This window comes from Synechococcus sp. BDU 130192, assembly GCF_963876085.1.
Lineage (GTDB): Bacteria > Cyanobacteriota > Cyanobacteriia > Cyanobacteriales > MRBY01 > MRBY01.
This window is the reverse complement of sequence record NZ_CAWNNO010000004.1, coordinates 39,180-63,771: the sequence shown is the minus strand read 5'-3', so window position 1 is coordinate 63,771 and position 24,592 is coordinate 39,180. Positions and strand designations below refer to the sequence as shown.

General features: G+C 49.8%; 18 protein-coding genes. 8 read left to right on the top strand and 10 right to left on the bottom strand.

The genetic code is table 11. The features are described 5' to 3' along the window. Positions 1 to 33: 33 nt before the first annotated feature. The gene (gene glyA / locus AACT35_RS01950; protein ID WP_065711720.1) at positions 34 to 1,317 is read right to left on the bottom strand and encodes a serine hydroxymethyltransferase; all 1,284 of its coding nucleotides are present in this window, start codon (positions 1,315 to 1,317) and stop codon (positions 34 to 36) included. Positions 1,318 to 1,557: 240 nt separating this feature from the next. Here glyA and AACT35_RS01945 point away from each other — a divergent pair, with 240 nt between their 5' ends. Further along, positions 1,558 to 1,758, top strand: a complete 201-nt coding sequence (locus tag AACT35_RS01945) for a hypothetical protein (protein WP_012308025.1) — start codon at positions 1,558 to 1,560, stop codon at positions 1,756 to 1,758. A 113-nt stretch (positions 1,759 to 1,871) separates the two neighbouring features. On the opposite strand, the gene aqpZ is transcribed toward AACT35_RS01945, so the two are convergent. The 3 genes from aqpZ to AACT35_RS01930 form a co-directional block, all read right to left on the bottom strand. Further along, the gene (gene aqpZ, locus AACT35_RS01940) at positions 1,872 to 2,627 is read right to left on the bottom strand and encodes an aquaporin Z (protein WP_099238450.1); all 756 of its coding nucleotides are present in this window, start codon (positions 2,625 to 2,627) and stop codon (positions 1,872 to 1,874) included. 145 nt (positions 2,628 to 2,772) lie between these two features. After that, positions 2,773 to 3,894, bottom strand: a complete 1,122-nt coding sequence (locus AACT35_RS01935; protein ID WP_030006909.1) for an LptF/LptG family permease — start codon at positions 3,892 to 3,894, stop codon at positions 2,773 to 2,775. Next, positions 3,891 to 5,021 carry a tetratricopeptide repeat protein gene (locus AACT35_RS01930; protein ID WP_099238448.1) on the bottom strand — a complete coding sequence of 377 codons (1,131 nt, stop codon included), beginning with the start codon at positions 5,019 to 5,021 and terminating at the stop codon, positions 3,891 to 3,893. Before AACT35_RS01930 ends, AACT35_RS01935 begins: the two co-directional genes overlap by 4 nt. A 70-nt stretch (positions 5,022 to 5,091) precedes the next feature. On the opposite strand from AACT35_RS01930, the gene ppk1 reads away from it, so the two are divergent. From ppk1 to katG, 4 genes are all read left to right on the top strand, one after another. Further along, a complete protein-coding gene (gene ppk1, locus AACT35_RS01925) occupies positions 5,092 to 7,248 on the top strand; it encodes a polyphosphate kinase 1 (protein WP_099238446.1) in 2,157 nt (718 codons plus the stop codon). A 77-nt stretch (positions 7,249 to 7,325) separates the two neighbouring features. After that, positions 7,326 to 8,819 carry a SulP family inorganic anion transporter gene (locus AACT35_RS01920; RefSeq protein WP_099238444.1) on the top strand — a complete coding sequence of 498 codons (1,494 nt, stop codon included), beginning with the start codon at positions 7,326 to 7,328 and terminating at the stop codon, positions 8,817 to 8,819. Positions 8,820 to 8,834: 15 nt separating this feature from the next. After that, a complete protein-coding gene (locus AACT35_RS01915) occupies positions 8,835 to 9,698 on the top strand; it encodes a universal stress protein (RefSeq protein WP_099238442.1) in 864 nt (287 codons plus the stop codon). 218 nt (positions 9,699 to 9,916) lie between these two features. Then, positions 9,917 to 12,082: a catalase/peroxidase HPI gene (gene katG, locus AACT35_RS01910; protein WP_099238471.1), complete on the top strand. Its 2,166-nt coding sequence runs from the start codon at positions 9,917 to 9,919 to the stop codon at positions 12,080 to 12,082. A 66-nt stretch (positions 12,083 to 12,148) separates the two neighbouring features. Here the strand turns inward: katG and lepA are convergent, their stop codons facing one another. Further along, a complete protein-coding gene (gene lepA / locus AACT35_RS01905; RefSeq protein ID WP_012308017.1) occupies positions 12,149 to 13,957 on the bottom strand; it encodes a translation elongation factor 4 in 1,809 nt (602 codons plus the stop codon). A gap of 133 nt (positions 13,958 to 14,090) precedes the next feature. After that, positions 14,091 to 14,543 carry a helix-turn-helix domain-containing protein gene (locus tag AACT35_RS01900; RefSeq protein ID WP_216820521.1) on the bottom strand — a complete coding sequence of 151 codons (453 nt, stop codon included), beginning with the start codon at positions 14,541 to 14,543 and terminating at the stop codon, positions 14,091 to 14,093. A 104-nt stretch (positions 14,544 to 14,647) separates the two neighbouring features. Between AACT35_RS01900 and AACT35_RS01895 the strand changes: the two genes are divergently transcribed. Continuing rightward, positions 14,648 to 16,225 carry a hypothetical protein gene (locus AACT35_RS01895; protein WP_062435795.1) on the top strand — a complete coding sequence of 526 codons (1,578 nt, stop codon included), beginning with the start codon at positions 14,648 to 14,650 and terminating at the stop codon, positions 16,223 to 16,225. An 85-nt stretch (positions 16,226 to 16,310) separates the two neighbouring features. Here the strand turns inward: AACT35_RS01895 and dnaK are convergent, their stop codons facing one another. The 4 genes from dnaK to ispE all read right to left on the bottom strand — a co-directional run bounded on the left by dnaK (position 16,311) and on the right by ispE (position 21,905). After that, positions 16,311 to 18,239 (bottom strand): molecular chaperone DnaK, encoded by a 1,929-nt coding sequence (gene dnaK, locus AACT35_RS01890; RefSeq protein WP_012308014.1) that lies wholly within the window; start codon positions 18,237 to 18,239, stop codon positions 16,311 to 16,313. 171 nt (positions 18,240 to 18,410) lie between these two features. Next, positions 18,411 to 20,321: a hypothetical protein gene (locus AACT35_RS01885; protein WP_143596764.1), complete on the bottom strand. Its 1,911-nt coding sequence runs from the start codon at positions 20,319 to 20,321 to the stop codon at positions 18,411 to 18,413. A gap of 224 nt (positions 20,322 to 20,545) precedes the next feature. Continuing rightward, complete coding sequence (locus AACT35_RS15800) at positions 20,546 to 20,725, bottom strand: DUF2214 family protein (protein WP_158227950.1); 180 nt, start codon at positions 20,723 to 20,725, stop codon at positions 20,546 to 20,548. A gap of 229 nt (positions 20,726 to 20,954) precedes the next feature. Continuing rightward, complete coding sequence (gene ispE / locus AACT35_RS01880) at positions 20,955 to 21,905, bottom strand: 4-(cytidine 5'-diphospho)-2-C-methyl-D-erythritol kinase (RefSeq protein ID WP_099238434.1); 951 nt, start codon at positions 21,903 to 21,905, stop codon at positions 20,955 to 20,957. Between the two features lie 195 nt (positions 21,906 to 22,100). Here ispE and AACT35_RS01875 point away from each other — a divergent pair, with 195 nt between their 5' ends. Both AACT35_RS01875 and AACT35_RS01870 read left to right on the top strand, forming a co-directional pair. Beyond that, positions 22,101 to 23,510 (top strand): slr1306 family protein, encoded by a 1,410-nt coding sequence (locus AACT35_RS01875; RefSeq protein WP_099238432.1) that lies wholly within the window; start codon positions 22,101 to 22,103, stop codon positions 23,508 to 23,510. Between the two features lie 52 nt (positions 23,511 to 23,562). Continuing rightward, a complete protein-coding gene (locus tag AACT35_RS01870; RefSeq protein WP_012308010.1) occupies positions 23,563 to 24,585 on the top strand; it encodes a DUF2325 domain-containing protein in 1,023 nt (340 codons plus the stop codon). The last annotated feature ends 7 nt before the right edge of the window (positions 24,586 to 24,592 follow it).

Here is a 24,592-nt window from a genome sequence, read left to right as displayed (position 1 = left end):
AGCTTTCCATTATTTAAAAAGATATTAAAGAATTTAGGCGATCGCCGCTACCGGAATCTGCAAATGGGGGTAGAGGGGGAACTTTTCACAAAGATCCGCAACGCGACCCAGACAATCCTGTTTCACCGCTTCATCATCGGGATTTAACAGACGATCCGCAATGATGTTGGCAATTTCGGCAAAGTCTACTTCCTTGAGGCCCCGGGTGGTCATCGCCGGAGAACCGAGACGGATGCCGCTCCCAATCCAAGGCTTCTCAGGATCGAAGGGAACGGTGTTTTTGTTGGCGGTGATGTTGATCTCACTGATCAAAGCATCAGCCCGCTTCCCGTTCATGCCAATGGAGCGCATATCCACAAGCATCAGGTGATTATCTGTCCCATTAGAAACGAGTTTGAAGCCACGGCTGACGAGGGTATTGGCCATCGCCTGGGCATTAGCAATTACCTGGGCAGAATAGGCTTTAAATTCCGGCTTGAGGGCTTCGCCGAAGGCCACCGCTTTCCCCGCAATGACATGCTCGAGGGGGCCACCTTGGCTACCGGGGAACACCGACTTATCAAATTTCTTGCCCAGCTCGGCGTCGCGGGTCATGATCAAACCACCCCGGGGGCCACGGAGCGTTTTATGGGTGGTAGTCGTCACCACATCACAGTGGGGAATTGGGTTGGGGTGATGGCCTGTTGCGACTAATCCCGCAATGTGGGCAATGTCCGCCATCAGATAGGCACCTACTTCATCGGCGATCGCCCGGAATTTATCAAACTCAATAATGCGCGGATAAGCAGAATAACCACAGATGATCAGCTTCGGTTTTTCCCGCAGGGCAATTTCGCGGATTTCATCATAATCGAGGCGTTCTGTCTCTTTATTAACGCCATATTGCACCACTTCAAACCATTTCCCCGACACATTCACCGGCGAACCGTGGGTCAAGTGGCCCCCATGGGACAAGTCCATCCCCATAATTTTGTCACCGGGTTCTAGGAGCGTTAGGAACACCGCAAAGTTTGCCTGGGCGCCGGAGTGGGGTTGAACATTGGCGTGGGCCGCTCCAAACAATTCCTTGACGCGATCAATGGCAATTTGCTCTACTTGATCGACAAATTCGCAGCCACCGTAATAACGCTTATTGGGAAGACCTTCGGCGTACTTATTCGTGAGGACAGAACCCTGGGCCGCCATCACCGCTGGGGAGGTGAAGTTTTCGCTGGCGATGAGTTCGAGGTGTACCCGCTGGCGGTTGAGTTCACTGGCAATCATCCCAGCAACAACGCTATCGGTTTGGGCTAAGAAATCAAGGTTAGTTTGGGTCACGGTGAGGTCTTCCTTTCGCAATCGCAAATAAAATTTAAAAATACTTCCTGCGGATGGCGCATTATACCATCGGCATCGCTAAAATTTTAACAAACATTCCTCGGCGGGCCGGGCTAGGTAAATGGCGCTATGGCTCCCAAGGTTAAGCAGTGTAGCAAGTTTAACGAATTTATCAGCAGTTCCCTTTACAATAAAAATTAAGCAAGAGTGGTTGTTGGGTCCCATGGGAGGCAAGCGCAGATGTTGATGATCCTTACGGATGGACAGATCTTACCCACTGATCAAGTGTGCCAGGGCTGTTTAATGGCCGATCAAAGTGGCACCCCCCGCGTACGCCAGGGCAAATTATGTTGCGGCCATCTCATCAATGGCAATTTTCCCAAGGTGGCGACGACCTATGAGTGCCAGATGGGTTTTCGGATTGCGGATGTTGGTGATTAGGCTTCCTGTCTCCAGCGAACTTAATTCCAGAGATTGACCATAAAAAATCCCCCAGGTTTTGAAAAATCAAGCGATGGGGGAAATATCAGGTAAAGATTATGTCTGGTACAGGCCTAAGCGATCGTCGGCGCCCCAGTACCCGTCGTATCTTTTGTTTCGCTAAAGAAAGCACTGTAGGCATATCCTGCGGCGATCGCCCCAAAAATAGGTGCTACCCAAAAGAGCCATAGCTGACCGATTAATTCGACGTTGCCACAAAAGAGAGCGACGCCTGTACTCCGAGCCGGATTGACCGAGGTATTGGTAATTGGAATACTGATCAGGTGAATCAACGTTAAACCGAGACCAATGGCAACTGGGGCAAAACCAGCGGGGGCACGGCGATCTGTGGAACCCAAAATAATCATCAAAAACATAAAGGTCATGACAATTTCGATAATCAAAGCCGCCAGTAAGCCATAGCCACCTGGAGAGTGGCTGCCAAAGCCGTTGGTAGCCAGGGGATTCGAGCCGGATAAGTCTAAGGCGCCATTGCCACTGCCGACCACCAAAATGACAAGGCCAGCTAAAGCTCCTCCCAAAACCTGGGCCACGATATAGGGAAGTAATTCATGCCCAGGAAAGCGTTTGGCGGCCCATAGGCCAAAGGAAACTGCCGGGTTAAAATGGCCACCAGAAATATGCCCGAAAGCATAGGCGCCAGTCACAACCGTTAAACCAAAGGCCAGGGAAACCCCCAGAAAACCCAGACCTAAGCCGTTGGAAAGGTCAGCGTCGGATAGGGCGACGACGGCGGCAAAAACAGCACTGCCACATCCCCCCAGAACCAACCAGAATGTCCCTAGAAATTCTGCAATGTATTTCTTCATGTATGTCGTCAGTTACAAATAGACTACATACATAATTTTCTTTTCAACTCCAATGAAGAGGCGCTTTTTTGTCATAAGAGTTCACTAAAGATATTTGCGTTCAGACCTAGCCAATCAGCCCAGGATAAATTGCCAGACCATGGGCTTATTTTGCACTTTGCAGCACAAGACCAGAGGCGATCGCCATCACGATCAGGTTGGGTAACCAGGCCGCCAAAATGGGGTGCAAATACCCAGCCACACCCACGGAACTGATCATAAAGGCGAGGAAATAATACCCAAAGATTAATCCCACACAGAGGCCAAACCCCGTGGCTTTCCCTGCACTCTGGGGCCGTAAACCAATGGCTGCCCCCACCACACCCAGGGCAAGACAAATAAAGGGGAACGAAATTTTTTCTTGGAACCGCACCCGCAACTTCCGCAACCAAGCCTCATCCCGGTCAGGGTCAGCGGCGACAGTCTGCATGTACTGCTGGAGTTGGGCCAGGCTCATATCTTCGTGTTTGGGTAATTCTTCGTCCACCCGTAGCTCGTTGCTGAGTTGAATTTGGTGGCGGTCAAAGCGCAGCACATTGCGGTAGGAGCCGTCGATATCAATGAAGTAGATAATGCCATTTTGAAAATTCCATTGATTGCGGGCCAGATCCCAGCCAGCAGCATCGGCGGTGACAATTTGGTTGAGGCTGCCGTTGGAGCGGTCGATGATCGTCAGATCTTTCATCTGTTGCCCATCAAATTCGGCGGCATAGAATAAGCGCTTGAGGACATCATCCTCGCCATATTCGGGATAAATAATTTTCTCATCTCGAAAGGGCGCTTGTTTTTGTAAAAAGGCTTGTTCAAGGGTTTGGGTGGCCTGGGCATTGGCGAGGGGGATCACTTGGTCTTTAAAAACGAAGGTGATTGCTGTGGCCAGGATGCTGAAAATGAGGGCCGGTAAAACGAGGCGATAGACACTAATCCCCAGGCTGCGGAGGGCGATAATTTCACTGTCTCCAGAGAGGCGACTGTAAACAATGAGGGTCGCCAGCAAAACGGCCATCGGCAGGGCAAAACCGATAAATTCCGGCATTTTCAGAGCCATGACCTTCAGAGCCACATCAAAGAGCAACCGAGATTCTCGCACCTGGGCCAAAAGATCAAAGAGACTACCGACGGCAATCCCCAGGGCAGAAAATAGCCCCAAGCCAAACGCAAAGGCTAGATTGAGTTCACCGATGATGTAGCGGTCTAAAACGGCAAGATTTTTGAGCAAAGATTTCATTGAAGCGGCAGGGTGGCAATGGCTTGGGTGAAGTCGTTGATATTGTGGTTCAATTCTTTGGCGATCGCCAATCCCCTTTGGAGCGCAACGAGGGCATCGGGGTAGCGGCCCGCCTGTTCATAGAGGGTGCCGAGGGTACGGTAGGTTTCCATCATCCCAAAGCGGTTATAGCTCGCTTCCTGGACGGTGATCAGTTGTTCGTAGACTTGGAGACCGGAGGCGTTTTTCTCTTGGGCCAGGTAAAGGGTCGCCAACTGGGTGAGGGCACTTTCGGCGGCATCAAAATACCCCAGTTCCCAGGCGAGGGTAAAGGCATCGCGGCTAAAGCTTACGGCCTGGGGATAGTCCCGGAGTTGCCTGTAATTTTCGGCGATTTGTTGGTAGGTGCGGATCAGTCGGGGCAAGTTTTGTTCTTGGAAATAAACAGCGGTGAGTTGCCGTTGCTGGGCGATCGCCTTTTCGGGCTGCTGGGTTTGCTCGTAGAGGGCGGCGAGTTGTTCCCGGTCTGCGTCCGTAAGGGCGTTGAGGGTTGCGATTTCTTCTAGGGCATTGAGGGCGGCGTTGGTGTTAAACCAATCTAGGGCCAATTGGGTGATTAGGCGCAAAATTTCTGGTTTGTAGGGATCTTCGAGGGTCTCTAGGTGCTGCCGATAGAGGGCGATCGCCCGTTGGGAATCCCGAATTTGCTCATAGGCCGTGGCCAGGGGCAGCAGGAGATTATAGTCTTGGGAAAAATTTTGTTGTTCGATGGCCACCAAACGTTCGGTGATTTCATTGACCGGCTCCGTTTGATTATCTTCCCAGGCGATCGCCCCGATCCGCCCCAGGCTTTCCACTTCGGCTTGGCGATCCGGTAAGACTTGCCGTAACCGCAGTTGCCGCCACCACCGAGAAAAAGCCGCCTCTTTATTTCCTGCGGCCCATTGCTCGAACCCCTCGGCCTCTAGGGTGATGATTGTCTGGGTTAGTTGGGCCACCTGGGACTCACTCAAGGGGCGATCGCCCTGCTGGGTTGGGAGCAAAGGATCCTGAATTGGCCCTACCAGAGATGCCGCCGAAACCTGCCCGGCCCCCATCATTAAGCTGAGGCTAAGAAAAAGCAAAAGTTTGCGATAACAATTGGTCATGGGGTTTACTCTATTAACAATGGCGAGAAAGGCTTCCCGTCACAGTTTCGATCCTCTGCATAAAAAGTATATGTCCTCTGCGAAAACCGCCAGTAAACTCAAAACTGACCTCGATAATCCGCAATATTATTTTAATCGGGAACTCAGTTGGCTTGAATTTAACCGCCGCGTTCTCAGTGAGGGATTGGACGACCGCAACGTACTGCTAGAGCGCCTCAAATTTCTCGCCATTTTTAGCAATAACCTCGACGAATTTTTCATGGTGCGGGTTGCCGGACTGAAGCAACAAGTGGAGGCCGGGGTCAGCAAACTCTCCTTTGATGGGCGCAATCCAGCCGAACAACTCCAAGACATTTACGAACGCCTCAAACCCCTCGTCCAACTCCAGGATCAGCATTTTCAACACACCCTTAAGCCCCTCCTCGCCCAGGAAGGGATTCACCTCGTTGACTACCTCGACCTCAACCGGGAACAACGGAACTATTTCCATGACTTTTACCAGGAGCATATTTTCCCCGTCCTGACGCCCCTCGCCGTTGATCCGAGTCACCCATTTCCCCACATTTCTAACCTCAGCCTAAACCTTGCGGTGGTGATCAAAGAACCAGAAAACGAGGAACAAGAAAGATTTGCCCGGGTCAAGGTGCCAGGGAATTTTCCCCGGTTTGTCATATTACCCCCAGAGCTTTGCTATTACCCCGATCAAGAAAAAGTGATTTGGGTGGGGGTGCCCATCGAACAGGTGATCGCCCACAATCTGGATACCCTCTTTCCCCAGATGAATATCCAAGAATGTTATGCCTTTCGGGTCACTCGCAATGCGTCTCTTTCGGTGGAAGAGGACGAAGCCGACGATTTGATGATTGCCATCGAGGAACAGTTACATAAGCGGCGGTTTAGCGGTTCTGTGGTGCGCCTTGAAATTCACCATTCTATGCCGGAAGATGTGCGGCAAATGCTCATCAAGGAAATGGATCTCCAGGACATTAATGTCTATGAAGTAGAGGGTTTAATTGGTCTAGATTCTTTGTTTACGTTCCTCGGTTTGCCCCTCAAGCACCTCAAGGACAAACCCTGGTCACCCACTGCCCCGGCTTGGCTTGATGCGGGGAAGGGGAGCCGTTCTTCGGAAGATTTTGAGTCGGATTTTTTTGAGTTGATTCGTCAGGGCGATCGCCTTTTGCACCATCCGTACCATTCTTTTTCTGCCACCGTCCAGGCTTTCATTACCCAAGCGGCGAAGGATCCCGATGTGCTGGCGATTAAAATGACCCTCTACCGGACTTCCGGTGATTCGCCGATTATTCAATCCCTCATCGAAGCCGCCCAAAATGGCAAACAGGTGGCGGTATTGGTCGAGTTAAAAGCCCGCTTTGATGAAGAAAATAATATTAACTGGGCCAGAACCCTCGAACAAAAAGGCGTTCATGTGGTCTATGGCCTGGCTGGGCTAAAAACCCACACCAAAATTGTCCTGGTGGTACGTCAAGAGAAAGAGAAAAAAATTCGCCGCTACGTGCACATTGGCACCGGCAACTACAACCCGAAAACCGCCCGCCTCTATACGGATCTAGGCTTACTGAGTTGTCGTGAGGATTTGGGGGCAGATCTCACGGATTTGTTTAACTTCCTCACGGGTTATTCCCGCCAAAGTTCCTACCGTAAGTTATTGGTGGCCCCCGTCACCCTCCGGTCTCGCATGGTGGCAATGATCGAACGGGAGATTGCCCATGTCAAAAATGGCGGCAGTGGACGGATCGTCGCGAAAATGAACTCCCTAGTCGATCTAGAAATGATCCAAACCCTTTATCGGGCATCCCAAGCGGGGGTGGAAATTGATCTGATTGTGCGGGGGATCTGTTGTCTCCGTCCCGGTGTCGAGGGCCTCAGTGAAAATATCCGCGTCATCAGTATCATTGGGCGGTTCCTGGAACACTCGCGCATTTACTATTTCCAAAACGATGGGGCCGAGGAAATGTACATCGGTAGCGCCGATTGGATGACCCGTAACCTGAGTCGTCGGGTGGAAGCGGTGACCCCCGTAGAGGATCCCAAGTTAATTGGCGATCTCAACGAGATCCTGGGGATTATGTTGTCCGATAACCGCTTATCTTGGCAGCTCCAGCAGGACGGCCATTACCACCAAAAAGAACCCCATGCCGATGGCCATAGCGACAGCACCCACGATATTTTGATGCAGATGGCTCTCCAGGACAGCTTGGATTAGTTTTCGTTGTCGCGCGTTTCAAATTCTGTGGTAGCATCCTAACGCTTTTGGCTTGAACTTTTTGTTACGGAGACACATTGAATTTAAGCGTTTTAAAACGGGAATGGTTTGCCAATGTGCGGGCGGATATTCTGGCTGGTGCAGTGGTGGGATTGGCGTTGATCCCGGAGGCGATCGCCTTTTCGATTATCGCTGGGGTTGATCCAAAGGTGGGCTTATATGCCTCGTTTATCATTGCGGTGATGACAGCCTTTCTGGGAGGCAGACCCGGTTCTATTTCGGCGGCCACGGGAGCAATGGCGCTGTTGATGATTGATCTGGTAAAAGATCATGGCCTGGAGTATTTGTTTGCGACGACCCTTTTGACGGGCGTGATTCAGGTGATCTTTGGGTTCCTCAAACTGGGCCGCCAGATGAAATATGTACCGCGGGCGGTGGTCTTGGGCTATGTGAATGCTTTGGCGGTGTTGATTTTCTTGGCCCAACTGCCCCAACTGATCGGGAAATCGCCAATGGTTTATGTTCTCACTGCGTTGTCCTTGGTGATTATCTATGGTTTGCCCCGGCTGACGACGGTGGTGCCTTCACCCTTGGTGACTTTGGCGGTGATGACGGTGGCGGCGATCGCCTTAAATCTAGATGTTCCGACAGTGGGCGATATGGGCGAACTGCCCACGGCCCTGCCTTTCTTTCGTTTACCTCAGGTGCCCTTGAACTGGGAGACGCTACAGATTATTTTTCCCTACGCAATCACCCTGGCAATTGTCGGTCTCCTGGCCTCATTTTTAACGGCTTCCCTGGTGGATGAGTTGACCGATACCCCCAGTGATAAAAACCAAGAGGCGAAGGGGCAGGGCTTTGCCAACATTCTCACGGCCTTTTTTGGCGGCATGGCGGGCTGCGGCATGATTGGCCAATCGGTGATCAATGTCCAATCCGGTGGCCGGGGACGTTTATCGACCCTGTGTGCGGGGATTTTTCTGTTGATTGCGATTTTGGGTCTCCAGGATTGGGTGCAACAGATGCCCATGGCGGCTTTGGTGGCGATTATGATCATGGTCTCCGTTGGGACGTTCCGCTGGTCTTCTTTCAAAAATTTGTCCCGTCTACCGCGCAGTGAATCCATGGTGATGCTGACGACGATGACGGTAATTATCCTGACCCGCAATTTTGCCCTGGGGGTCGCGACGGGCATTGTGATGAGTACGGTCTTTTTCTCCAATAAGATTGCCCAGGTTGTTTTGGTAGACAAGCGGGTGGAAGCTGGGGGCGATCGCCATGTTTATACCGTCCGGGGGCAAATCTTTTTTGTCTCGAAGGAAGAATTTTTTGACGCCTTCAATTTTGAAGAAGTCGTTGATCAAGTCGTCATCGATCTCAGCGCCGCCCACCTCTGGGATCAAGGGGCTGTGGAAATGCTCGACCGCATCGTGGCGAAGTTTCACCGCACCGGGGCTGAGGTGGAATTGCTGGGCCTCAACGCTGAAAGTGCGAAACTGGTAGATAAGCTGGCCACCTACAGTAAAAAACACACCGCGAAAGTGACCCCGGCCCCCGTAGACGTTTCTTGAAAAGCTTGAAAAACCATGCAACGAATTTTGTTATGCACCGACGGCTCCAATTTTGCCCAGAGCAATTATCAATATGCCGCTTGGTTTGGCGATCGCCTGGGGGCCACCATCGATGTACTCCATGTCACCGACGCCCGGAGTAGGGCCGCCGCCGATGCCCGTAATTTTAGTGGCAGCATTGGCCTGGGAACGTCTGAAAGTCTCCTTCAACGTTTGGTCGCCCTTGAACACGAAAAAGCCAAGCTTGATCATGAACGGGCAAAATTAATTCTCCAAGAAGCCCAAGAAACCCTAAGTGCCGCTGGCCAGCCCCCCGCAAAACTCCTCCATGAAGTGGGCTATTTTATCGATTGTCTCCAACACCTAGAACAAAATACCGATCTAATTATCTTGGGCAAGCGAGGAGAATCAGAAAATATCGCCCCCGATCACCTCGGAGCTAATTTAGAGCGTCTGATTCGGTCGAGCCATAAACCCTGCCTGGTCACCTCCCGCGAATTTCAACCCATCGATCGCCTCCTCGTCGCCTACGATGACAGTCCCAGTTGCCGCAAACTCCTCGACTTTTTGGCGGAATGTGCCGCCCTCAAAGCCTTAGAAATCCATGTGCTGACCGTCACGAAAAAACCCGGTGATGCCATGACAAATCCCTGCCTTGCCCAGGCCAAACAACGATTGAGCGCCGCTGGCATTGAAGCCCATTACCACCTTGTTCCAGGCAACTCCGAAACGGCGATCGCCCAATTCTGTGACCAAGCCAAAATAAACCTGTTAATGATTGGTGCCTATGGCCATAGCCGCATTCGCCACTTCGTCATTGGCAGCACCACCGCCCAAATCCTCCGGAGCAGTCGTATTCCCGTCTTCGTTTATCGCTAACTGTTTACCGACCTCCGAGAAACACCCCAGAAAGTAAAAATAAAAGTATCATCTGGGACATTACAAAAAAATCATTCCTATAATTTCTAGTTATGTAGTGCACAGGGATTGGCTGTTGGCCAGGGTGATGGCTTGGGATTACCACCATTGTGAGACCAACCATGGCAACAAGTATCTCTGTGTTGACTCGCAAGAGGAAATTATTAATGCATGACCACATCACGAACACCGGCGGCAAATGTCCAGTAATGCACGGTGCCCTGACCACGAGCAGCATGGCGACAAACATGGAGTGGTGGCCAAAAGCCCTCAATCTGGACATTCTGCACCAGCACGACCACAAAACCAACCCAATGGGTGCAGATTTCAATTATCAAGATGCAGTCAAAACCCTTGATGTTGATGCCCTCAAGCGGGATCTCCATGCACTAATGACAGACAGCCAGGACTGGTGGCCCGCAGATTGGGGACATTACGGTGGGTTGATGATTCGGATGACTTGGCACGCCGCCGGCACCTATCGGATCGCAGACGGTCGGGGCGGTGCTGGGACGGGTAATCAACGTTTTGCTCCGATCAACTCTTGGCCCGACAACACCAACCTAGACAAGGCCCGTCGCCTCCTCTGGCCGATCAAAAAGAAATATGGCAATAAATTGAGTTGGGCCGATTTAATCGCCTATGCTGGCACCATTGCCTATGAGTCCATGGGACTAAAAACCTTTGGCTTTGCCTTTGGCCGTGAGGACATCTGGCATCCCGAAAAAGATATTTATTGGGGTTCAGAAAAAGAATGGCTGGCTCCCAGTGATGACCCCCACAGTCGCTATTCCGGGGAGCGGGATCTAGAAAATCCGTTAGCTGCGGTAATGATGGGCTTAATCTATGTCAATCCTGAAGGTGTAGATGGTAATCCAGATCCCCTCAAAACAGCCCATGATATTCGGATCACTTTTTCGCGGATGGCGATGAACGATGAAGAAACCGTCGCCCTTACCGCTGGCGGCCATACCGTGGGTAAGTGCCATGGTAATGGGGATGCAACTTTACTTGGCCCAGAACCCGAAGCCGCCGATCTTGATGACCAGGGTTTGGGTTGGCTGAATAAGACCCAACGTGGCATTGGTCGTAACGCCGTCACTAGCGGCATTGAAGGAGCCTGGACTACCTACCCAACCCAATGGGACAACGGTTATTTTCGGCTATTGCTCAACTACGACTGGGAACTGAAGAAAAGCCCAGCGGGGGCCTGGCAATGGGAACCGATCAATATCAAAGAAGAGGACAAACCCGTTGATGTTGAAGATCCATCGATCCGCCTTAGCCCGATTATGACCGACGCCGACATGGCGATGAAAATGGATCCGGACTATCGGCAAATATCCGAGCGGTTTTACCAAGATCCGGCTTATTTTGCCGAAACCTTTGCCCGGGCCTGGTTTAAACTCACGCACCGGGATATGGGGCCGAAGTCCCGCTACATTGGCCCGGATGTGCCCCAGGAAGATTTGTTGTGGCAAGATCCGATTCCAGCGGGCAAGACGGACTACGATCCGCAAGCGGTTAAGGAAAAAATTGCGGCCAGTGGTTTAAGCGTTAGTGAAATGGTCTGTACGGCTTGGGACAGTGCGAGAACGTTTCGGGGTTCAGACAAACGCGGTGGGGCAAATGGCGCGAGAATTCGCTTGGCTCCCCAAAAGGATTGGGCAGGGAATGAACCAGCACGTCTAGCTAAGGTGTTGCCAGTACTAGAGGCGATCGCCACTGAGAGTGGAGCCAGTATCGCAGATGTAATTGTCCTGGCAGGCAATGTTGGCATCGAGCAAGCGGCCCAAGCGGCGGGAGTGGAGATTGCGGTGCCCTTTGCCCCAGGCCGTGGTGATGCGACGGCGGAAATGACCGATGTAGAGGGATTCGCAGTGTTAGAGCCCCTCCACGATGGCTACCGGAACTGGCTCCAAAAAGACTATGTGGTCAGCCCCGAAGAGTTAATGCTCGACCGCACACAGTTGATGGGACTGACCGCCCCTGAGATGACTGTTTTGGTCGGTGGGATGCGTGTACTGGGCACCAATTATGGCGGCACCAAGCATGGCGTGCTCACAGACCGCGAGGGCGCATTGACCAATGATTTCTTCGTCAATCTGACGGATATGAAATATACTTGGAAGCCAGCCGGTAAGAATCTTTATGAAATTGGCGATCGCCACACCGGTGAAGTCAAGTGGACAGCCACGCGGGTTGATCTCGTTTTCGGCTATAACTCTATCCTGCGGGCCTATGCCGAAGTCTATGCCCAAGACGACAGCAACGAGAAATTTATCCAGGATTTTGTTGCGGCCTGGACAAAAGTGATGAATGCAGATCGCTTTGATCTAGCTTGATTTCTGAGTTAAATCCCCACAGGATCGCGCTTCTTTGAGTGGGTGAGTGTGGGGATTTAGAAAAAATTACTGATCCAATTTAAGAACTGCCATAAACGCCTCTTGGGGCACATCGACCGTACCAATCGACTTCATGCGCTTCTTGCCTTTCGCCTGTTTCTGGAGCAGCTTTTTCTTCCGGGAAATATCACCACCGTAGCACTTGGCTAAAACGTCCTTGCGTAGGGCTGGAATATGCTCACTGGCAATGATTTTAGAACCGATCGCCGCCTGAATCGGAATCTTAAACTGATGACGGGGAATTAACTCTTTGAGCTTCTCGGCCATTGCCCGTCCCACATTGTAGGCCTTGTCCCGATGGACAATCATCGCGAGGGAATCCACCGAATCCTTGTTCACCAAAATATCCAAGCGCACCAACTGTCCAACTCGGTAGCCGATGAGTTGATACTCCATGCTGGCATAACCCCTGGTGCGAGACTTCAACTGATCAAAAAAGTCCGTCACTACCTCCGCCAGGGGCAGTTCATAGATAATATTCGTGCGACTTTCGGTGAAATATTTCATGTCCTTGAAAATGCCCCGTCGCGTTTGGCACAGATCCATAATAGTACCCACAAACTCTTCCGGGGTAATTACATCCACTTGAATGTAGGGCTCTTCGATTTTTTCTCGTTTTTGGGGATCTGGTAATTGACTGGGGTTATCAATTTCCATCACTTCCCCATCCGTCGTGGTGACTCGATAAACCACCGAAGGTGCCGTTGTAATCAAATCAAGATTGTATTCCCGCTCCAAACGTTCCTGGACAATTTCTAGGTGGAGGAGGCCCAGGAAGCCACATCGAAAACCAAACCCCATGGCGCTGGAAGTTTCTGGCTCAAAGGAAAGGGCCGCATCGTTTAGTTTCAATTTATCGAGAGCGTCCCGTAGATCTGAATATTGGTCGGCATCGGTGGGGAAAAGGCCGCAGAAAACCATCGGTTTCGCTTCGGTGTAACCCGGTAGCGGCGCTGGTGCTGGGTGGACAGCGGAGGTGATCGTATCGCCGACCCGTGCGTCTTCAACGGATTTGATCGCCGCCGCAAAGTAGCCTACTTCTCCGGCGTGGAGAGCGTCTACTTGCACTTGGTTTGGTGCGAGGACGCCCAGTTCGTCGATTTCATATTCTTTTTTGGAGGCCATCAGGCGCACTTTGTCGCCTTTTTTAACTTCACCATCCATCACCCGAAAATAAACAATTACGCCACGGTAGGGGTCATAGTAACTGTCAAAAATGAGCGCCCGCAACGGTTGATCGATGGTATCGGCCGGGGGCGGTACCTGTTGAACAATGGACTCTAAAATATCGTTGATGCCAAGGCCCTGTTTAGCGGAAGCTCGAATAATATCAGTGCAATCTAAGCCAACGACCTCTTCAATTTCTTCAGTAACTCGATCAGGTTCAGCACCGGGCAGGTCGATTTTGTTTAAAACGGGAATAATTTCTAGGTTGTTGTCCAGGGCGAGGTAAACGTTGGCAAGGGTCTGGGCTTCGACCCCTTGGGAGGCATCTACGACCAGTAACGCCCCTTCACAGGCGGCCAAGGAGCGCGATACTTCGTAGGAAAAGTCAACGTGACCTGGGGTATCGATGAGGTTGAGGATATATTCTTCGCCATCCTTCGCCACATAACGCATCCGTGCGGCCTGGAGCTTGATGGTGATTCCCCGTTCCCGCTCCAGTTCCATATTGTCGAGGAACTGTTCTTTCATATCCCGTTGCGCCACTGTTTGGGTGTCCTGGAGCATTCGGTCTGCCAGGGTAGATTTCCCGTGGTCGATGTGGGCAATGATCGAAAAATTACGAATACGAGAGACAGGAACGTCAGTCATGGAAGATCCACTAATTTTTGAAAAACTTTACTTATTTTAACTAATGAAGGGAGTCTTCATCGCGAAAAGACGAGGGAAGGAGCCAGGATTGCCACGGATTTGGAGAGAATTTTCTGGAAAGTTAACGAGGGATTTAGGCTCGTTTGCGGCGACTGAGGCGAATCCCCTGTTCTTTGAGAATTTTACGCACGGTTTCGCGACAAATGTGTTTGACAATTTTTTGGGCTTTGAGTTCTCGCACCAGGAGACTGAGGGACCAATAGTCGTGGCCAGGGGGAGGCCCGTCGTGGTAGAGGGCAAGGAGTTTGGCGATCTTAGCGCCGCTGAGTTTGGGCTTGATTGGCGGTTGCGCCCTAGGCTTGCGACCGAGGGCTTGGGTTTCGCCGTCGCTGACAAAAAGTTTACGGACACGGGCGACGGTGTTGGGATGAACGCTCAGGGCCTGGGCGATTTGTTGGTCTTGCCAGTTGCCGTCGGGGTGGGCGCGGTCGGCCATGAGTAGAATACGGGCATGGAGCATTTTCTTGGCTGGTTGGTAACCATTACGGGCGATCGCCCAGAGTCTTTCCCGTTGTTCAGCGCTCAAACACACCTTATATTTAGTCCGCCTGCCCATAGAACCCGATAAAATAAACTGAAAATTTGATTCAATCCTGCTCAAAATTCACAAAAAATCGCCCTTAATTTACCATGACTATTGCACCACGCAGACAACCCGGCCGTGCCAAACGTAATCGTACCAGTCTGCTTTTTGAGCGGGGTATGGCTCTCTTGGCCTCTGTGAATTTGGTGTTAGTCCTCTTTGACCTGAGTTACATCCCCCTGCGTAATTTCTGGTTACAGGGCCGAGTTCAATTTTACGCACGCATCGCTAAATATGAATGGAAATTTCCCGCCGAGCCGGTGCGCATTCTCCCGGTTAATGTAACCCACGCCTATGATTGGGTAAAGGGCATCGAAGAAAATCGCGATACCGCCTACTATCTCCAACGGGTCGAAGATCTCCAAGCAAAAATTCAGCAGATTAACGATCTGACCCTCCGGTCTACAGGTTCAAATAATGGCATTGTCGGTTCTGGCGATCGCCAAGACATCACCACCCAACTCCGCCGCTACAACCAAGAACAAGAAGCCATCCTTGCCGAACTCCGGGAACTGAGCGTTGAGATGGTGGATACCAATCCCTTTGAAATTGCCAACAAAACAGGCACCCTTGAGAAGATTAAAAACCGGATGCGTCGTCACGTTTTTGGCGATGCCTCTGCCTCCTCCAAAGACGCCTTTCAACTCTTTTGGAGCAGTGAATATCTCTCAGAAAATGGCTGGCGTGAAGAATTCAACTTTTACGAACGCGAAATCGAACCCCTCTTAGAAACCAACTATTTCCGTCCCATTGGCGAAAACGGCAAATACATTGATAACTTTGGCATTCTTGATTTTCCCTTCTTTCTCGCTTTCCTCCTCGAGTTTCTCGCCCGGAGTTGGTACATCAGTCGGCGTCGCACAGGCGTAAGTTGGTTTGATGCCATGCTCTGGCGCTGGTACGATATCTTTCTGCTGATTCCTCTTTTCCGTTGGTTACGAGTGATTCCTGTGATCGTTCGTCTCAATCAAGCCGACCTTATTGATCTCAGCGCAATCCAAAAGCAAGCCAGTCAAGGTTTTGTTGCTGGCATCGCCGAAGATATTACCGAAGTCGTTGTCATTCGGATTATCAATCAAATCCAAGGCTCCATCCACCGGGGTGAATTTGCCACTCTTTTGGCCCAAACCACCAGCCGAGAATATGTCGATTTAAATGACATCAATGAACCCGTCGAGCTCGCAAAGCTCATGGCCAACCTCTTAGTCCACCAAGTCTTACCCAAAATTCAGCCCGAGGCCGAAGCTGTTATTCGCCATACCCTGGATCGAGTCATTTCCATGTCCCCTGCCTACCAAGGCTTACAGATGCTGCCCGGCATTGGCGATCTTAAAGGCACCCTGGCCAAACAACTTTCCCATCAACTTTATCAAGTCACCGCAGACACCCTCAAAGCAGTCCTCGAAGAAGACCCTGTCTTTGAACAACTGCTCGAAGAACTCTTAACCCAACTCACCAGCAGCATCACCTCCGAGATCCAAGGCCAAGAAAGCCTCGCCCAAATGGAATCATTGATCAATGACCTCCTCGAAGAAGTCAAAATTAATTACGTTGAGAGGCTCTCTGAAGAAGATGTCGAAGACATTCTGGAACAAACCCGTGCCCTGCGGCAGATGACCCGTTAAATTCACCCATAAAAAAACGAGGGTAAATCACTTACCCCCGCTGTTTGTTTACATTGCCAATACGATTGAAATCAATGGCGATCGCTTACTTGGTTTCAGAGAACTCTGCATCAATGACATCGTCCCCACCATCGTTGCCGCCACTACCACCGGGCGCAGCGCCACCCGCTGCCGCATTAGGGTCAAACCCTGCGGCGGAAGGATCACCACCAGCTTGTTGGTAGATGTTGCTGCCAATGGTGTAGAGCAACTGTTGCAGTTCCGGCATTAATGTCGAGATTTTCTCATCATTTTCCTGGGCAACCGCTTCCTTGAGATCTTTAATCATTTGGTCAGCTTTGCTCTTGTCGTCGGCGGGCACTTTGTCACCGAGCTCTTCGAGTTGCTTTTCAGCTTGGTAAACGAGGGAATCTGCCTGATTCTTGCGGTCAATTTTTTCGCGGCGTTCCTTATCTGCTGCGGCATTGGCCTCTGCCTCGCTAACCATCCGTTCTACTTCGTCATCCGGTAATGTCGATGCACCAGTAATACTGATGGATTGTTCTTTACCAGTGCCCTTGTCTTTCGCCATGACGTTCAGGATACCGTTGGCATCAATGTCAAAGGTTACTTCGATCTGGGGTACACCACGGGGAGCCGGCGGAATGCCATCGAGACGGAAGGTCCCAAGGCTCTTGTTGTCCTTGGACATTTCCCGTTCACCCTGCAGGACATGGATTTCGACGTTGGTTTGACCATCAACAGCGGTGGAGAAGACCTCTGATTTTTTGGTCGGGATGGTGGTGTTTCTCGGAATAATCTTGGTCATCACGCCACCGAGGGTTTCTACACCCAAAGATAGGGGCGTAACGTCGAGAAGGAGAATGTCTTTAACTTCACCCGCAAGGACGCCACCTTGGATCGCCGCACCGATCGCCACAACTTCGTCGGGGTTCACAGTCTGGTTGGGCTTTTTACCCAGCACGCGCTCAACGACATCTTGCACGGCGGGAATTCGGGTAGAGCCCCCAACGAGAACGATTTCATCGATGGCAGACTTGTCGAGTTTGGCATCACGGATCGCGTTTTCAACGGGGATGCGGCAGCGGTCGATTAAGTCAGCACAAAGCTCTTCAAATTTCGCCCGGGTTAGGCTCATGTCGAGGTGCTTCGGGCCATCTTGGGTTGCGGTGATGAAGGGGAGGTTGATGTCCGCTTGGGTAACGTTAGACAATTCGATTTTTGCTTTTTCAGCAGCTTCGGTCAGACGTTGGAGGGCTTGCTTGTCTTTGCGGAGATCAATGCCTTCGGTGCGTTGGAATTCTTCGGCTAAGAAATCAACGATCTTTTTGTCGAAGTCATCCCCACCCAGGTGTGTATCACCGGAAGTCGCGAGAACTTCAAAGACACCGTCACCGACTTCCAGGATGGAAACGTCGAAGGTTCCACCACCAAGGTCAAAGACAAGGATCGTTTCGTTACTCTTCTTATCTAAACCATAGGCGAGGGAGGCCGCGGTGGGTTCGTTGATAATCCGCAGCACTTCTACCCCGGCGATTTTCCCGGCGTCCTTAGTGGCTTGACGTTGGGAGTCATTGAAGTATGCAGGAACAGTGATAACAGCCTGGGTAACGGGTTCACCGAGGTACTTACTGGCGTCTTCGATCAGCTTGCGGAGTACCTGGGCAGAGATTTCTTCGGGGGCGAATTTTTTCTCTTTGGCGGGGCAATCAATTTTTACGTTACCGGTGCTGTCGCGTTCTACTTTGTAAGCAACTTCGGTGGATTCGTTGCTGACTTCACTGTGTTTGCGACCGATGAAACGCTTCACGGAGTAAAAGGTGTTGCCAGGGTTCATCACGGCTTGACGCTTGGCGATTTGCCCTACGAGCAGGTCTCCGTTTTTGGCGTAGGCAACGACGGAGGGGGTAGTTCTAAATCCTTCTGCGTTGGCGATTACAGTCGGCTTACCGCCTTCCATAACGGATACGCAAGAGTTGGTGGTTCCGAGGTCAATACCGACGACTTTTCCCATAGCAGTGTGACTCCAAAGATCAGCGATTTAACTTGAATAAGACTTTCAAATATTGGTGCAAGTATGACGACTAGATATTCTAGGTTCGTTCATATGACTATTCCTATAGTGATGTGCGATTTAAGGATCTTGATAGTGTAGGTTCCCGAACCTGTGGGGACGGTTTGGAACTTAAAAATCGAACTTGCAAGCATTGTAGCGTGGGGTTGGCCCAGGAATAATTTGGCCGAATACTAAGCGATCGCCCATGATATCTGGGGTCAGGTTGGCGGGCTCATTGACTACATTTACCTGAAGATGAGGGTTTTGCTTAGCTACTTGCAATCCCACAAGGCGTTCATAAAATTGACTTTGGTGTACCTGTTCGCAACCGATAATCGTAATTGAGTTTAACTGCGACAGTTCTTTTTGTTGGGCTGGGCTAGGCATGGTGACCTGACCAGAGGGGAACGTCGTCGCATCAGTAATTTTGTAAATGTGGAAAACAACATGGGCGATCGCCAAACCCAAAATAGCCTGGCGTTGCCAATTTGCCTGTTGGCGGAAATAATCCTTTAACCAAACCACAACTGGTAACAAAGCAAAAATTCCGAGGGGATAAATGAGACTGATGGCGATTTTCCCAAGACGATAGGTGGATTCTAATGGAATATAAGCCAGCAAATAGAAACTATATAAACCCATACCAGTACAACCAGCCAAAAGATCACGTTTAATTACAAAATCTTTGTTGCGGCTGTAGGCTCGATAGAGTTGCCAAAGGCAATAGACACTAAATAATAAACCTAAAACCACATTGAACCAAACGCCAAAATCCTTGTTTGCTCCCATAGGTTTCGGCTTTTCTTGAAAAAGACTCCAGGGATTAAGGGGTACAAAATTCGTTCCATGGGATTTCAGTGGATTAATGCTCTTTTGAATTTCATCAAGAATAAATTGGGAATTGAACAGTGTATAAAAGATTAAGCCACAAATCAAAATCAAAACAGCATATTTGCTGTAATCAAAAAATAATTGACTTAGACTTCTTTCGCTGTATTTTAAATAAATTAAAGTTGTGCAAAAATATACAGCAATAGTAATTGGCAAAAATGCTGGATAAAAAGAGAAAACAACTACTTGAATGCAAAACAAGCAGAGGAAATTTTGGGTATTAAATAAATTCTCATGTAAAGAGGCATTTCGGGCTTGACGAAGAACCAAGGAAATGACAATAACAAACAAGGTATTTGAAAAGTAAGCACTTACTAAAAGCCAATATAATTGGGGAGAAAAAACTGCCCAAATCACTAAAGCAAGATCACTTAAATTCAAGGACTGATTCTGGTCAAGGGGAGTGGCACACCAGTCTTTAAAAAGGGCCATGAATAGAGTTGCTCCTAGCATGCCTTGAAATACTGTAATTCCAAAGGATAGATCAGAAAATAGATACGAAACTATTGCCCCTAAAAATGAACTAAACTTTTTGGGACTACCAAGAAAATAGGCACAAGCAGAATTGTCAGGAAATTCAAAACTATCCGTCATCCCATAAAAATTTAGATTAGTTGTAGTCATTGCGCCATAACGACGAACATAGGCCCAAAAATCAGGGTTTGTATTTAATACCAAGGTATCTAAATTAGAATGACGAGTAACCATGACCCATATTGAAAAAACAAGGCACCAAATACTCGTATAAATAACCAAATGACGATGGCGTTGGATTAAGCGAAATCCAAATAGATCAAAAGCCTTTCGTTGAGTATTTGGCAATAATAAAAATACCAGTCCAAAGACTAATTCAAGGATTACTATTCCATAGAAAGCATTAAAGCAATGATTAAGATAGGCTGTTGATAAACTTAAGACAGCAATTGGCATTGCCCCAACTAAGTATACCGCTGTTAAGCCTAGTGGCCTAAAATAAAAGCAATCCAGCCTGGGAGAGGTAATTGTACTTGTATTAGGCTGCCATTTCTTGTTGCATAGATGGAGGCCATAAAATAATAATTGGCCATTGAGGTGACAAATAAACCAAAGAAAATATGTTACCCCCAAGCTACTTAAAAATAGTAAACAAAGAAACGTTAACTTATCCATATTACAAGCTCAAAGAGGAAAATCCAAACTGGAGGAAGGATATTTGCGAGTAGTTGATATTAATTATATCGTTACTCGTGTCGTAAGTTTAGCTCTCAGGAGAATGAGTTAAAATCCGAAAATTCAGTGCAAATTGACCAGGTAATGAGAGTATATTAGGTGAGAATAATTGCGGGGAATGTTCTTTAATTAAGTCTTTGATTAACCAGAAAATGAAAGTGATTTTAGAGTAGTCCTACCACAATAAAGATAGCGCTTTTCTGGACAAAAAGCGTGTGAAGAAGGTAGCATTCTGGTTCTTTGGCAAAATAAAGCACCCGGAGAATTTTTATAATAATAGTGCTTGCTGCAATGCCATATACATCATCTGCGATACCAACAATTAGGATATTTCTTTTTTGCAAAAGAGAGATTTCACAAATAGGGCGGCAAAACTAAGCATTAAACTGAGATAGTGGAGATAAGCGACAACAGTACTTAATAATCATGATGCTCTAAATAACATTGAAGAGATTTGATAGGGAGCATATATGGGGGCAATCTAACTGCTTTCAGGTAGATTGCTTTTTGCTTTATTGCCTCTTAGTTATTTTAGGGACTTACTCAAAAGTGACTATTTTAAGTCATGGAAAGTCAACGGAAGTCCGCTTGGATGCCGGGGCTGGCAATGTGCGTCACCCAAAGATCGAGGGCTGGGTCGTTTAATTCTTGGGCAACTTGGACTTTGAGGGCTTGGGCTTGGGCGAGGGTCTCGCAGAGAGCAAACACACTGGGGCCGGAGCCGGACATCATCGTGCCGATCGCCCCATGTTTGGCAAAGCAGTCACGCAGTTGTTGCACCTGGGGAAATTCGGGTAAAACGACTTTTTCGAGATCGTTGTGGAGTTCGCGGGCGATCGCCTGGATATTTTTTTGCTGAATGGCTTTGATTAGGCCGCCGGCATGAATTTGTGTCATGCGGGTATGCCAACTCGCCGCATCTTGGAGATAATGCTCCCCAAATTGGGCGCGGTAGGTTTGGTAGGCCCAGGGGGTAGAAACGGCAATATTGTTGTATTTTGCGAGGACAATCGGGATGCCATCGAGATCGGGCAATGGGTCTAAAATTTCTCCCCGTCCGGTGGCGATCGCCGTCCCTCCACCAATGCAAAAGGGTACATCCGAACCCAGTTCTGCTGCTAAGGTTTGTAATTCTGGTTGGGTTAACCCTAAATCCCAGAGCAAATTCAACCCCACCAATACTGCTGCGCCGTCCGTTGACCCCCCAGCTAGTCCCGCCGCCACGGGGATATTTTTTTCGATGGTAATGTCAACTCCACCACCCACCCTGGCATAGATATCCGCAAAGCGCGTCATCATTAACTGGGCGGCTCGGTAGGCAATATTGCTGGCGGTGAGGGGGACTTCGGGGTGTTGGCAATAGAGATTAATCTCGCCGCTGCGGTTTTGTCGCACCCCAATCCGGTCGTATAAGCCAATGGTCTGCATCACCATCACCAACTCGTGGAACCCGTCGGGGCGATCGCCCAAAATTTCCAGGTAGAGATTAATTTTTGCGGGGGCAGTCAGAAGATAGGCGGACATCACACAGTACCAAGCAGTAAATCGAGACCATTATCTAGTTTCCCCTGTTTTTTTGGAAATCCTTCCCAATATGAGCCAAGCTTGACCCTTAATATTTCTTGAAAGATCCCCGGCGATCGCCCCCTACCCTTAAGGGCCAGCACCTTTCGCAGTAGCATAGATAGACGAATTGTTGTATGTGGCGGGGTAAGAACAATGCAAAAACCCATTCTTGTTGGCGGTTTAGGTTTAGCCTTATTTTTCGCAGTTTTGGGTCGCTGGCAGGGCAATATTTTCGACCTTGGCGAATGGCTATTTTGGGGGGCGATCGCCTGGGGCGGCCTCCTGCTTTGGCAGAAAAAACAACCCCAACACCCCCAGGACAATCCCCAAAATCCCCTCAAACGAAAAGACGTTGACCAAGCCATTGCAAACGCCCAACAGTGGGTGATGGCGCTCCAGCAAGAAGTGCCCGATCAAGATTTCACAACCCTTAGGCAAACCCTGGATAAGCTTAATCAAGAATTTCAACGGGACCACTTCACCGTGGCGATCGCCGGTGGCCGGGGCACTGGAAAAACAACCCTCCTCAGGCAGCTCCAAGCCACCGCACCAACTTATACCCTCCAGGAAACACCGCCCCTATTTACCGACCTCGCCAGCTATGACCAAGCGGCCCAAAACCAAGTCTTTGCCGCCGACCTGGTGATTTTCCTGGTGAATGGGGATTTGATGGCCTCCCAATGGCAAACCCTCAACCATTGGCACCAGGCTCGCCAAACAATCCTCATCGCCTTTAACAAGCAAGATCAATATCAGCCGGAGCAACGGGAATTGATCCTGAACCAACTGCGGAACCATTGTCAGCCGGCGATCGCTCCCCAAAATATCCTCCCTATCACCGCCGCGCCCCAGGCGATCAAAGTTAAAAAAATCCAAGCCGATGGCACCGCCACCGAACATTTTGAACGCCCGGATCCAGTCGTTGCCCCCCTACAACATCAACTCCAAACCCTCCTCAGTCAGCCCGAAACCCAACAACAACTGCTGTGGTCAACCATCTGGCGCACCGCACGGCTCACCCAGCACAATGCCAAGCAAACCCTCAATCAATTCCGACGGGAACGGGCTTTACCGATCCTCGAAAAATATCAGTGGTTGGCGGCTGGGGCGACCTTTGCCAATCCCGTCGCTGCTTTAGATTTACTCGCCACGGCAGCCGTAACAGGACAAATGATTATGGATGTGGGAGCGGTCTATCAACAGCGTCTTTCTCTGGGTCAGGCCCAGGCGATCGCCACCACCCTCGGCAAACAAATGATCCAACTTGGCCTTGTGGAACTCTCCACCCAAGCCGTCGGCGGGATGCTCAAAACCAACGCGATCACCTACCTTGCTGGGGGGGCTGTCCAGGGGGTCAGTGCCGCCTATCTAACCCACATTGCGGGGCTGAGTTTAATCCAGTATTTCCAAGAACAAAACCCCCAAACTGCCGCTGAATCCCTTAATTTCGAGAAACTCGGCCAGATTCTTAAGCGAGTTTTTGAGCAAAATCAGCGATCGCAATTTTTCGGGAATTTCGTGAAAGGCACCCTAAATCGCCTATCCCCCCAAACGATTAGCTAAGATCTATAGCTAGCCCAAAAAATCATAAAATTCATAACTCCCCTAAATTCCCATGGACATCGAACTCGAAAACCTAGAGGCCTCCGTTGAAAATTTGTTATCTGCGGCGAAGACCCACCTCGAAGAAAAAAAATTACAGCAGCAGCGGGACGAACAATACCAAGATATTGTGCGCCAACGGGAAGCAAAACTGCACCCCCTGCTCAAAAAAGTCGAAGAGATGATCAGCACCTACCGGGCGGAGGGATATCATCATGCCGACATAATCCAACAATTACAAGAAAAAGCCGATGATATTCGCCGTGAAATAGCAGAAATACCCGAAAAAGCCACAGAAATTGTCGATGCCCAGCTTGTTCTCCGGGAAGAAAGACTTTTAGAAGAAAAAGCGCGGGAAAAAGTCCAACGCTGGCAGTCGGATCTCCGGGATGATCTGCTCGATATGATCTTTGAACAACAAGACTTTTTTAGTGCCACCGATGCGGCGATCGCCATCAAAGGCTATGTGGATGACCTCAAGGAAATAGGTTCCCTCGAAGAAGTGGTTGACGCCCTGATTAACCAAATAAACGAACACAGCGAAGAAGGCCCCGTGGCGCGACTGCGGGGAACCCATGAACAAACCCTAAACTTTATCTATAACAAAGCCCTCGAAAACCGTTCCCGTACAGAACACCATCCCAATATTCAACCCAAATCCCGCCACCGCAAATCGGACAAACGCCCGGAACTGTATGCAGACTTAGTTGGAAAAGTCTTAGTTTTCGGCGGACATGATCGCCTCCAAACCGCCGTTAAAAACCGCCTACGCAGTTCCCAGGTGGAATTGCAATGGTATAGCGAACAGGATGGTCTACAACTTTCTGCCCAGGGGGAAGCCCAGGTGACTAATGTTGACCTCATTCTCATTATCACGGGCTACGCTAGCCATTCCATGACAGAGCGGGCCATGGAAGCCTGTAAAAAAGCAGACAGAAAATATGAAATTATCAACACCACAGGCATGACCAGGGTGCTAGAAGCCATCGAAGCAGGACTCAAAACCCAACAATTGGCGCAACTCTGGAATAAGTAATCGCTTT